Source organism: Leifsonia tongyongensis (assembly GCF_010686705.1).
Taxonomy (GTDB): Bacteria; Actinomycetota; Actinomycetes; order Actinomycetales; family Microbacteriaceae; genus Diaminobutyricibacter; species Diaminobutyricibacter tongyongensis.
Window position 1 is genome coordinate 433,667 of record NZ_JAAGWY010000003.1, and the last position, 11,797, is coordinate 445,463.

9 protein-coding genes and 1 riboswitch are annotated in these 11,797 nt (G+C 69.5%); of the genes, 3 read left to right on the forward strand and 6 right to left on the reverse strand.

Annotated features, from left to right (window positions below; genetic code table 11):
- Genes G3T36_RS15480 through G3T36_RS15500 form a run of 5 tightly spaced genes read right to left on the reverse strand, consistent with a single transcriptional unit; the run spans position 1 to position 5,623 of the window.
- On the reverse strand, positions 1-1,143 hold the full coding sequence (locus tag G3T36_RS15480) for a cysteine desulfurase family protein (protein ID WP_163290699.1): 1,143 nt from the start codon (positions 1,141-1,143) through the stop codon (positions 1-3).
- Positions 1,143-1,997, reverse strand: coding sequence for a carboxylating nicotinate-nucleotide diphosphorylase (nadC, locus tag G3T36_RS15485; protein WP_163290700.1), 855 nt, complete (start codon positions 1,995-1,997; stop codon positions 1,143-1,145). Before nadC ends, G3T36_RS15480 begins: the two co-directional genes overlap by 1 nt.
- On the reverse strand, positions 1,991-3,562 hold the full coding sequence (nadB, locus tag G3T36_RS15490; protein ID WP_163290701.1) for an L-aspartate oxidase: 1,572 nt from the start codon (positions 3,560-3,562) through the stop codon (positions 1,991-1,993). The genes nadC and nadB overlap by 7 nt, the downstream gene beginning before the upstream one ends.
- Before the next feature lies 1 nt (position 3,563).
- Positions 3,564-4,862 (reverse strand): quinolinate synthase NadA, encoded by a 1,299-nt coding sequence (gene nadA, locus G3T36_RS15495; RefSeq protein WP_163290702.1) that lies wholly within the window; start codon positions 4,860-4,862, stop codon positions 3,564-3,566.
- Positions 4,859-5,623 (reverse strand): NUDIX hydrolase, encoded by a 765-nt coding sequence (locus G3T36_RS15500; RefSeq protein ID WP_193571242.1) that lies wholly within the window; start codon positions 5,621-5,623, stop codon positions 4,859-4,861. The genes nadA and G3T36_RS15500 overlap by 4 nt, the downstream gene beginning before the upstream one ends.
- Before the next feature lie 344 nt (positions 5,624-5,967).
- Positions 5,968-6,068, forward strand: a riboswitch (glycine riboswitch).
- Positions 6,069-6,256: 188 nt separating this feature from the next.
- Between G3T36_RS15500 and gcvT the strand changes: the two genes are divergently transcribed.
- The 3 genes from gcvT to gcvP are packed head-to-tail and all read left to right on the forward strand — an operon-like array spanning position 6,257 to position 10,832.
- Entirely contained in the window at positions 6,257-7,519 is a 1,263-nt protein-coding gene (gene gcvT, locus G3T36_RS15505; RefSeq protein WP_163290703.1) for a glycine cleavage system aminomethyltransferase GcvT, read from the forward strand.
- A 2-nt stretch (positions 7,520-7,521) separates the two neighbouring features.
- Positions 7,522-7,893, forward strand: coding sequence for a glycine cleavage system protein GcvH (gene gcvH, locus G3T36_RS15510; RefSeq protein WP_163290704.1), 372 nt, complete (start codon positions 7,522-7,524; stop codon positions 7,891-7,893).
- Between the two features lie 14 nt (positions 7,894-7,907).
- Positions 7,908-10,832 (forward strand): aminomethyl-transferring glycine dehydrogenase, encoded by a 2,925-nt coding sequence (gene gcvP, locus G3T36_RS15515; protein WP_163290705.1) that lies wholly within the window; start codon positions 7,908-7,910, stop codon positions 10,830-10,832.
- A 108-nt stretch (positions 10,833-10,940) separates the two neighbouring features.
- Here gcvP and G3T36_RS15520 read toward each other — a convergent pair whose 3' ends face one another.
- A complete protein-coding gene (locus G3T36_RS15520) occupies positions 10,941-11,753 on the reverse strand; it encodes a CPBP family intramembrane glutamic endopeptidase (protein WP_163290706.1) in 813 nt (270 codons plus the stop codon).
- Positions 11,754-11,797: the final 44 nt, after the last annotated feature.

An 11,797-nucleotide genomic window follows, 5' to 3' on the forward strand; every position in this document is an offset into this window, starting at 1 on the left:
TCACTGCGTAATCGAGGCGACGGTTCGGACCGCCTCGATTACCGCCTCGGCCACCGTTGCGAGCTCCGGCGCGCCGACCTCCGGCCCCCAGGAGAACCGCACCGCCGTCTGCGCGAGCTGCTCGTCGAACCCCAGAGCGAGGAGCACGTGCGACGCCTCGTCGCTCCCTGCGGCGCACGCGGACCCGCTCGAGCTGACGATTCCGCGCCGCTCCAGTTCCAGCAGCACGCTTTCACCGCTGGTGCCGGGGAAGACGAACGAAGCCGAAGCGGGAAGCCGCAGCACCGGATGCCCGGTCAGCGTGGCGTCGGGCACGCGCGACAGCACGGCCGCGACGAACGCATCCCTGGCGAGTGAGGCAGCCTCGGCCCGTTCCTGCCGCCCAGCGTCGCCGAGCCGGATCGCGGCGGCCAGCCCGACCGCGCCTGCGACGTTCTCCGTCCCCGACCGCCGCCCCCGCTCCTGGCCGCCGCCGTGGATGACCGGTTCGAGCGGGATCCGACCGCGCACGAACAGCGCACCGATCCCTTTCGGCGCGCCCAGCTTGTGGCCCGAGATGCTGAGCGCGTCGACGCCGAGTGCGGAGACGTCGAGGTCGAGCCAGCCTGCAGCCTGGACCGCATCCGTGTGGAAAGGGACCCCGTGGCTGCGCGCGATCGCGGCGAGCTCGGCGACGGGCTGCACCGTTCCGACTTCGTTGTTGGCGAGCATCACCGTCGCGATCGTCGTGTCGTCGCGGAGGGCGGCGGCGAACGCGGCCGGGTCGACGAGCCCCGTCGGGTCCACGTCGACGAACGTCACCTCGAAATCGTGGATGCGCTTCAGGTAGTCCACCGATTCGAGAACGGCCTCGTGTTCGATCGGTGTCGTGACGATGTGCCTGCCGCGCGGGGTCGCGAGCGCGATTCCTTTCACCGCGAGGTTGTCGGCCTCGGTGCCTCCCGAGGTGAACACCACGTCGGACGGCCGGCAGCCCAGCCAGTCCGCGACCGTGGCTCGCGCATCCGCCAGCGCACGTGCCGCCGACTCACCGACGGTGTGATGGCTCGAGGGGTTGCCGAAGTCGCCCGTCAGGTAGGGCCACATCGCCTCGAGGACCTCGCGGCGAACCGCAGATGTAGCCGCCGCGTCCAGGTAGAGCATCAGGTCACCACCACGTCCAGGCCCAGGTCGAGCGAGCGTACGCTGTGCGTCAGCGCCCCCACCGAGATAATGTCGACGCCGGTCTCGGCGATCGAACGGACGGTCGACAGGTTGACGCCTCCGCTCGCCTCTACGATCGCCCGGCCGGCGACGAGTGCCACGCCCTCCCGGAGCTGATCGACCGTGAAGTTGTCGAGCATGATCGTATCGACGCCGGCGGCGAGCACGGGTTCGACCTGGTCGATGCGATCCACCTCGACTTCGAGGTGCGTCGTGTGCGAGAGCTGAGCGCGCACAGCGAGGAGCGCATCCGTCACGCTCAGCCCGCTCTGGGCGGTCAGCACGGCCAGGTGGTTGTCCTTGGCCATCACGGCGTCCGACAGCGAGAACCGGTGGTTGTGGCCTCCGCCCGACCGCACCGCGTGTCGCTCGAACGCACGGAGGCCGGGGGTCGTCTTGCGGGTGTCGACGATGCGCGCCCGGGTGTGCGACACCGCGCTCACGTACTGTGCGGTGAGGGTCGCGACACCGCTCATCCGCTGCACGAGGTTCAGCGCGACCCGTTCCGCCTGCAGGACCGCGCGTGCGGGTCCGGAGACGATCGCGAGCTCCGCTCCGGCCTCGAATCTCTCGCCGTCTGCGACGCGCAGGTCGGTGCGGATCCCCGGGTCGGTCGCGGTCATCGTCGCAGCGAACACGGCTCCGCCGCTGAAGACCCCGCCCTCCCGTGCGACCAGGCGGGCGGTGGCATATGCCGTTTCGGGTATGAGCAGCTCGGAGGTGATGTCGCCCCACGGCGCATCCTCGAGCAGCGCGGCCCTGACGACCGTGTCGATGATCTGGGGGGTCAGCACGGTACGGTCACCTCTCTGCCATGGACGAGCTGATGCGCGAACGCGTCGGAGGGCGCAGGGAAGTCCGAGCGGAAATGTGCACCGCGCGATTCCTCGCGCTCGAGGGCGGCGGAGACGAGGATGCGCGCGAGCTGCAGCAGGTTCGCATCCTCCCGTTGGCGTCGGGTCGGGTTCGCCGACGGGCAGGGGCGCCATCCGTTCAGCGCGCGCAGCGCCTCGTCGAGTCCTTCGCCGGTGCGGTGCACGCCTGCCGCCGACCACATCAGCGACTGCAGGCTTTCGCGATCGACGACTGTCGCCGGCGTGGCGTCCTCGGCGCCGAACCCCGTGACGGATGCCGGACCGGCATCCCGCACCCGCTCGCGTCGTCGCCCGCGCGAGTCCCATTCCCACTCGACCGGCACTCCGCCGGCCAGGTCGCTCGCGGCCCGGTGGGCGAACACGATGCTCTCCAGCAGCGAGTTGGACGCCAGCCGGTTCGCCCCATGCGCCCCGGTGCAGGCGACCTCGCCGACCGCGTAGAGACCCGGTACCGTGGTGCGGCCACGGGTATCGGTCGCCACGCCGCCCATCCAGTAGTGCGCGGCGGGCGTCACCGGGATGGGAACACGCGACCAGTCGAGGCCGGCACGCCGGCAGGCCGCGTCGATGGTCGGGAATCGCCGTGCGAGGAACGCGGCCCCGAGGCCGGTCGCATCGAGGAAGACCGGCCGGCCGCCCTGGGCTGCCATCTCGACGGCGATGCCGCGGGCGACCACGTCGCGTGGCGCGAGTTCCGCCGCCGGGTGGACGTCGAGCATGAATCGCTCGCCCGCGGCGTTGCGCAGCACCGCGCCCTCGCCGCGCACGGCCTCCGACACGAGGAACGAGCCGCCCGTCGCGAGTGCCGTCGGGTGGAACTGGTAGAACTCGACGTCAGCAAGTTCGGCGCCCGCACGCCAGGCCGCTGCCACGCCATCGCCGGTCGTGACCTCGGGGTTCGTGGTGTGCAGGAAGAGCTGCCCTGCTCCGCCGCTGGCGAGCACCACGGCATCCGCCTCGATCGTCACGGCCGATCCGTCGGCCAGCCGCACCTCGACGCCCGCAGCTCGACCGTCGACGACCAGGATGTCGGTCAGGAACGTGTGCTCGAGCACGTGGGCCGCGGATGCCCGCACCGCCCGCACGAGCGCCCGCTCGATCTCGGCTCCGGTGGCGTCCCCGCCTGCGTGGAGCACCCGAGCGTGGGAGTGAGCCGCCTCCAGACCGCGTGCCAGCTGTGCGCCCGAGGTGTCGAAACCGACCCCGAGATCGATCAGGTCCCGGATGCGGTGGGGCGCCTCCGCACACAGCACCTCGACCGCGTCGCCGTCGGCGAGCCCGGCGCCGGCTGCGATCGTGTCGGCCACGTGCTCGGCGACACTGTCGTCGGGGAACACCGCCGCGGCGATGCCGCCCTGCGCGTACGCCGTGTTGCTTTCGGCCAGTTCGGCCTTGGTCACGACCGTCACGTCGTGGTACCGGCTCGCCTCGAGGGCTGCGATCAGCCCCGCGACCCCGCTGCCGACGACGACCACCCTCGACATGTCAGGCCGCCATCGTCGTGTTCGGCTTGGCCGCGAGCATCCGCTCGAGCGCGACGCGGGCCGGGTCGGCGACCTCCGCCGGGACGGTGATCCGATTGTGGATCTCCCCGCGCACCAGCCCTTCGAGCACCCACGCGAGGTAGCCGGGGTGGATGCGATACATCGTCGAGCACGGGCACACGACCGAATCGAGGCAGAAGATCGTGTGCTGCGGATACTCGGCCGCAAGACGCTGCACCAGGTTGATCTCGGTGCCGATCGCGAAGGTCGATCCTGCCGGCGCGGCCGCGATCGCCTTCACGATGTAGTCGGTCGAGCCGTACTCGTCGGCCGCGTCGACGACCGGCATCGGGCACTCCGGATGCACGATCACCCGCACATCCGGATACTGGGCCCGTGCGGCCTCGATCTGGCCGACGGTGAACCGCTTGTGCACGGAGCAGAAGCCGTGCCAGAGGATGACGCGGGCGTCCTGCATGACTGCCGTCTCGTTTCCGCCGAGCGCCTTGCGCGGATTCCACAGCGGCATCTGCTCGAGCGGGATCCCCATCGCCTTCGCGGTGTTGCGCCCCAGGTGCTGGTCGGGGAAGAACAGCACCCGCTGGCCGCGTTCGAACGCCCACTTCAGCACCGTGTCGGCGTTCGACGATGTGCAGACGATGCCGCCGTGCTCGCCGCAGAACCCTTTGAGCGCCGCGGAGGAGTTCATGTACGTGACCGGGATGACCGGAACGCGGCCATTCGCATCCGGTTCCGTTCCGTACAGCTCTTCGAGCTGCTCCCAGCACTCGGCGACAGAGTCGATGTCGGCCATGTCCGCCATCGAGCATCCGGCCGCCAGATTGGGGAGGATGACGGCTTGCCCGGGACCCGACAGCAGGTCGGCGGTCTCGGCCATGAAATGCACGCCGCAGAAGACGATCGCCTCCGCCTCCGGCCTGGCCTTGGCGGCGTTCGCAAGCTGGAACGAGTCGCCGACGAAGTCCGCGTACTGCACGACCTCGTCGCGCTGGTAGAAGTGGCCGAGCGTCACGACGCGGTCGCCGAGCTGCGCCTTGGCGGCGAGGATGCGCTCATGCAGTTCGGCCGCGCTCGCGGTGCGGTACTCCTCGGGCAGTTCGCCCTGGCGCGGCGCCGACGCCGGGATCGGGTCGGCCATCGACGCGCCGGGCCCGTAGCCGGGCGCCTGCAGGTCGAAGACCCACGGCCCGTCCGCAAGGTCGGGGCTGCACGTCTCGCCGTCCGTCACGCCGCTGGCGATGAGCTGGATGGTGGTGTCGACCGATGCTGTCGTGCTCATGCGTTCTTTCCTTCGTCGTTCAGGTGCTGCTGTGGTGCGATCAGTGGGCGGTCGTTCAGCCGGGGGAGCGGCCCCTGGTCGGCCAGGTCGATCGCCGAGTCGTAGCGGTACAGGCGTGGCGGGCGGTGGCGGGTTCCCAGCAGGACCTCGTCGGTGGCGACGACCGCGTTCGATGCCTCGATGCCGCGCCGGAAGTTCGCCGGGTCGAGCGCGCGCCCCAGTACCGCCTCGTGGACTTCGCGCAACTGCGCGAGGGTGAAGGTCTCGCCGAGGAAGGCGTGCGCGATGCGGCTGTACTCCATCTTGTTGCGGAGGCGCCAGAGGGCGTACTCGACGATCAGGTTGTGGTCGAAGGCCAGGGGAGGGAGGTCGTCGGCGGCGAACCAGCGCACGTTCTCGCCGACGCTCGCCTGCTCGGCCTCCTCGCTGCGCACCAGCGCCCAGTACACGATCGAGACGACGCGGCCGCCGGCCGAACGCCCGACATCGCCGAACGCGTACAACTGCTCGAGGTAGCGCGGGGTCAGCCCGGTGGTCTCGTTCAGCGTTCGTGCGGCGGCGACCGCAAGGTCCTCGTCGCTTCGGAGCGGGCCGCCGGGCAGCGCCCAGCAGCCTTCGTACGGCTCGCGGATGCGGCGGACAAGGGGGAGCCAGACCGTGGCCAGCTCGGAGTCGGCCTCTCGCCGGAGCGCGAAGATGACCGTCGAGACCGCGAGCGTCGCGCTCGCGTCCCCGGGCATCCGCTGCTCGTCCGAGACCATGGGATCCTTCGCTCATCCGGTTTCACTAAGTGTCATTCCGACTCTAAGTCTTTACCCATCTTAGTGTCAACGTGACCCGAAGTGCCAATCGGACGTGCTCGGCCCATCGATCGGGCGTGCTCGGCCACCACCAATCGGGCCTGCTGAGGCCGCCCACTTGGCGCAAGTGGCCGTTATTCCTCGACGCATAACGGCCATTTCCGTCGACTCGACGTCCCGTGGCGAGCGCCGCGCTCCGCCGACGAGGAACCGCGCGCGTGCGCCCCCCGCGCGTCGCGGTATGCTGACAGGGCGTCTGCGCGAATGAGCATGGGCGCTGCGAACCAACTGAATACAGGGCCATCGAGGTCGATGCGGGAGAGCCGGCGGCACGCGAGTGCACGACCGGCACCGAAGGAGCAATCCTCCCCGACAATCTCTCAGGTACGCGTACCGCATCGGACTGGCCACTCTGAAAAGCAGAACTGCGCGCCCACCAGGCGCGGCAGTCCTCGCCCACGGTGAAAGTCGCGACCCGCGAGGGCGCGGTGAAACTCTCAGGCCGGATGACAGAGGGGGAGTTCTTGTGCGGATCCGCCACCCGGTTCCGCCGCACTCTCGATTCGGCCCCGGCCGGCGAAGACCGGAGAACTCATGACCTCGCACGACACAGGCGCCAGCGACACCGCCGCCAGTGACACCGCCGCCAGCGACACCGACGCCACCGGCGCCGACGCCACCGGCGCCGACAAGGACACCGCCGCAGAGCGCTTGTCCCCTCTTCACGACGCCCACGTCGACGCGGGCGCCTCGTTCACCGACTTCGCGGGCTGGCAGATGCCGGTCAGGTATTCGAGTGATCTCGCCGAGCACCATGCCGTGCGTACCGCCGCGGGTCTGTTCGATCTCTCCCACATGGGCGAGATCTTCGTCGTCGGCCCGGAGGCCGCGGCCGCCCTCGACTACGCGCTCGCCGGCAAGCTCTCCGCTATCGCCGTCGACCAGGCGAAGTACAGCCTGCTGCTGTCCCGCTCGGGCGGGATCGTCGACGACCTGGTCGTGTATCGCACCGGCGACGACCGGTACATGGTCGTCGCGAACGCATCGAACCGCGACATCGTCGCCGAGGAACTGCGCGACAGGACGGCCCCGTTCGACGCTGAAGTGTTCGATGAGAGCGACGAGATCGCCCTCATCGCCGTCCAGGGTCCTGCCGCGATCTCGGTCCTCGCGGCCGTCCGCGAGTTCGCCGTCGAGGGCGGCCCACTCGACGGGGACGGCTTCGCCGAGCGACTCGACACTCTCAAGTACTACTGGTCCTTCCCCGCGACTTTCGACCAGCATCCGGTCCTCGTGGCTCGCACCGGCTACACGGGCGAGGACGGCTTCGAGCTCTACGTCTCACCCGACATCGCCCGCATCGTGTGGGATGCGCTGCTCGAGGCAGGCTCCGAGCAGGGCCTCGTGCCGGCCGGCCTGGCCAGCCGCGACACGCTCCGCCTGGAAGCGGGCATGCCGCTCTACGGCCACGAACTCGACCTGGGCACCTTCCCGGCGCAGGCCGGTCTCGGCCGCGTGGTCAACCTCGCCAAGGAGACGGATTTCGTCGGTCGCGCCGCAAGCGAGGTCGGTCCGGATGCGACGGCACCGGTTCTCGTCGGCCTCATGGGCCACGGCAAGCGGGCTGCGCGCGCCGGCTACCCGGTCTTCGCGACAGACAGGGTCACGGACGCGGATGAGACCGTCGGCGTCGTCACCAGCGGCGCCCTCTCGCCGACCATCGGAGTCCCGATCGCGATGGCGTACGTCGCCCCGTCGTTCGCGCGGCCCGGCACAGAACTCCATGTCGACGTCCGCGGCACCCGCCTTGGTTTCACCGTCACCGACCTCCCCTTCTACAGCAGAAAGAAGAACTGAACATGGCTGCTCCCCAGGATCTCCAGTACACCGCCGAGCACGAGTGGATCCTCGTCGACGGCGACACCGCGACCGTGGGCATCACCGCGTATGCCGCGGAGAAGCTGGGCGATGTCGTCTTCGTCGAGCTCCCCGCTGTCGGCAGCGATGTCGCGGAGGGCAAGGTCGTCGGGGAGATCGAGTCGACGAAGTCGGTCGGCGAGCTGTTCGCGCCCGTCAACGGCACGGTCGCCGAGGTGAACGACGCAGTCGTCGCGAGCCCTGAGCTCGTCAACAGCGACCCCTTCGGTGATGGGTGGCTGGTCAAGGTCACTTTCTCAGCACTTCCCACCCTGCTCAGCTACGAGGAATACTCCGCCATCATCGGCGAGTGAGGCACTAAACCCCAATGACAGAACTGTTCTCCTCGCGTCACATCGGTACGGATGCCGACGCGCAGTCCACCATGCTCGACCTCCTCGGCTTCGACAGTGTCGAGCAGCTGGTGAAGGCCGCCGTGCCGACGTCGATCCAGCTGGACGAATCCCGCGCGTCGACCCTTCCCGCTCCCGCGAGCGAGAGGGCTGCGCTCGCTGAGCTCCGCTCCGTCGCCTCGCGCAACACCGTGAACCGCTCGCTGATCGGTCTCGGTTACTACGGCACGGTCACTCCTGCAGTCATCAAGCGGAACGTGCTCGAGAACCCGAGTTGGTATACGGCGTACACCCCGTATCAGCCGGAGATCTCCCAGGGCCGCCTCGAAGCCCTCATCAACTTCCAGACCATGGTCGCCGACCTGACCGGGCTCGACACCGCCAACGCCTCGATGCTCGACGAGGGAACCGCGGTCGTCGAGGGGATGCTGCTCGCACGTCGCGCATCCAAGGCCGCGTCGAAACGCTTCATCGTCGACTCCGACACGTTCCCCCAGACGCTCGCACTCCTGCAGAACCGGGCGGATGCGGTGGGCATCGACCTCGCCGTGGTCGACCTTCACGACGTCGACCCGTCGTCGCCCGAACTGGCCGACGCGTTCGGCATCTTCGTCCAGTACCCGGCTGCCTCCGGCCGGGTCTGGAACCCGGCCGCCGTGATCGCGGCAGCGAAGTCGTCGGGCGCTGTGGCCGTCGTCGCCGCCGACCTCCTGGCACTGACCCTGCTGACCTCGCCGGGCGAGCTCGGCGCAGACGTCGCCGTCGGCACCAGCCAGCGCTTCGGTGTGCCGCTCGGCTTCGGCGGCCCGCACGCCGGCTACATGGCCGTGCGATCGGGGCTGGAGCGCCAGCTCCCCGGCCGCCTGGTCGGCGTCTCGCAGGATGCAGTCGGCAAGCCCGCCTACCGGCTCACCCTGCAGACGCGCGAGCAGCACATCCGCCGTGAGAAGGCCACCTCGAACATCTGCACGGCCCAGGTGCTCCTCGCCGTCATGGCCGGCATGTATGCGGTCTACCACGGCCCGCGCGGCATCAAGGCGATCGGGCAGTCCGTGCACTCGGCGACCGGCGTCGTCGCCGCCGCACTGCGCGAGGCCGGCGTCGAGGTCCTCTCCGAGTCGTATTTCGACACGCTCGAGATCGCAGTCGACGACGCGGATGCGACCGTCCGCCGGGCGCACGATCACGGCATCCTGCTCCACGCCGCGGATGCCCGCACGGTCACGCTCAGCCTCGACGAGCCGTCCGCCGACGACGTCCGCTACGGCACCCTGCTCGGCGAACTCGTCGACGTGTTCGTGCCCGGCTCCGGTGCATCCGTGGCGGATGCGGCGATCGCGACGGGCTTCCGTTCGTTCGACGTGACGCTGGAACGCGCATCCGCCTACCTGACGCACCCGGTGTTCAACACCCATCACTCGGAGACCGCGATGATGCGGTACCTGAAGTACCTCGCCGACAAGGACTACGCGCTCGACCGCGGAATGATCCCGCTCGGCTCGTGCACGATGAAACTCAACGCGGCGACCGAGATGGAAGCGGTCACCTGGCCCGAGTTCGCCGGGATCCACCCGTTCGCACCCGCCTCGGACGTCGAGGGTTACCTGCACCTCATCGACCAGCTCGAGACCTGGCTCGCCGACGTCACCGGCTACGACTCGGTCTCGCTCCAGCCGAACGCGGGCAGCCAGGGCGAGCTCGCCGGTCTCCTCGCGATCCGCGGCTACCACCGGTCGCGCGGCGACCTGCAGCGCACCGTCTGCCTGATCCCGCAGAGCGCGCACGGCACCAACGCCGCATCCGCAGTGCTCGCCGGGATGTCCGTCGTCGTCGTCGCGTGCGACGACCTCGGCAACGTCGACCTCGGCGACCTGCACGCGAAGATCGACGCGAACGCGGATGCCCTCGCCGCACTCATGGTGACCTATCCGTCGACTCACGGCGTGTACGAGCACGAGATCGCCGCCATCACCCAGGCCGTCCACGACGCCGGGGGGCAGGTCTACGTCGACGGCGCGAACCTGAACGCTCTCCTGGGTTTCGCCCGCTTCGGTGACTTCGGCGGCGATGTCAGCCACCTGAACCTGCACAAGACGTTCTGCATCCCCCATGGCGGTGGCGGCCCCGGTGTCGGCCCCGTCGCCGCGAAGGCGCACCTCGCACCGTTCCTGCCGGGGCACCCGCTCGCCCAGCGCGCCGAGCACTACCTCGGCGTCCAGGAGGGTGGCGACGAGACCGGGGCCGCGCGTGTGGTGCACGCAGGCGGTCCCGTCTCATCCGCGCCGTACGGCAGCCCGAGCATCCTGCCCATCAGCTGGGCGTACGTGCGGATGATGGGGGAGGAGGGCCTCACGCAGGCGACCGGCGCAGCAGTGCTCGCGGCCAACTACATCGCTGCGCGTCTGCGCGACCACTACCCGGTCCTCTACTCGGGTGAGGACGGTCTCGTCGCGCACGAGTGCATCCTCGACCTGCGACCGCTCACGGAGGCGACGGGCGTCACCGTGGACGACGTGGCGAAAAGGCTGATCGACTACGGTTTCCACGCTCCGACGATGAGCTTCCCGGTCGCGGGGACCCTGATGGTCGAGCCGACCGAGAGCGAAGACCTCGGCGAACTGGACCGGTTCGTCACCGCCATGGTCTCGATCAAAGCCGAGGCGGATGCGGTCAAAGCCGGAGCCTGGCCAGCTGACGACAACCCCCTCCGTGGCGCTCCGCACACGGCCGAGACGGTCGTCGTCGGCGAGTGGACGCACCCGTACTCGCGCGAGCAGGCGGTCTTCCCGGTGCCCGGCCTGGTGCGCTCGAAATACTGGCCGCCGGTGCGCAGGATCGACCAGGCCTGGGGCGACCGGAACCTCTTCTGCGCCTGCCCGCCGCCGGAGGCGTTCGCCTAGCGGCATCCGCTTGCTGCATCCGCCGAGTGTCACCGCTCGCGCCCAGTGTCACCCGCACGACGGTGATTCTCGGCGCGGGCGGTGACATTCGCGGTTCCGGGTCGTGCCTCAGCGGAACAGGCCCGGCCACCAGGCGACGGCGAGCGGATAGCCGACGAACGACGCGATGTCGATGATCCAGTGGGCGACGACGAGCGGCATCACGCGTCCCCACCGCGTGTAGCACCATCCGAAGACCACCCCCATGGCGAAGTTGCCGAAGAAGGGGCCGATGCCCTGGTAGAGGTGATAACTGCCGCGCAGGGTGGCCGACCCGAGGATGATCGCCCAGCGGGTCCATCCCAGCTGCCGCAGACGGGTGAAGAGGTAGCCGACGACGATGACCTCCTCCTGGAGTGCCGCGCGGAGTGCGGCCAGGATGAGGATCGGGATCGTCCACCAGTGGCTGTTGAGCGGCGCCGGGATGACGTTGACCGTCAGGCCGAGCGCCCTGCCGACGAAGTAGAGCACGAGGCCGGGAACGCCGATGAGGGCGACCAGCGCGAGACCGCCGAGCACGTCCCGCCCGGGGCGGGTGAAATCGAGGCCGATCCGTCGGAAGGTGCTGCGCCCGGGCCTCCAGAGCAGATAGATGACCAGGGCGACCGCGAACAGGTCGAAGAAGATCGCAAGGAACTGGTAGGTGAAGTCGAGCCACTCGCGTGTGGACTGCGAGCCGTTGATCGTGGCCGACTGGTTGGCGAGCGGGGTGCCTTCGGTCAGGCGGGCGATGATGTTGACGATGGAGTAGACGGCGGATGCTCCGAGCGAGAGCCCGAGGACGATCACGACCTCCCACCACAGCCGCGGACGGTCTTCCCGCGCCACCACCGTCTCGGACTGCCACGGCGTCAACGTCTTCGCCGACGTGCTCGATCGCATGTCCCCAACATACCCAGAATGGCCGCACATCCAGAGCCGGGGGG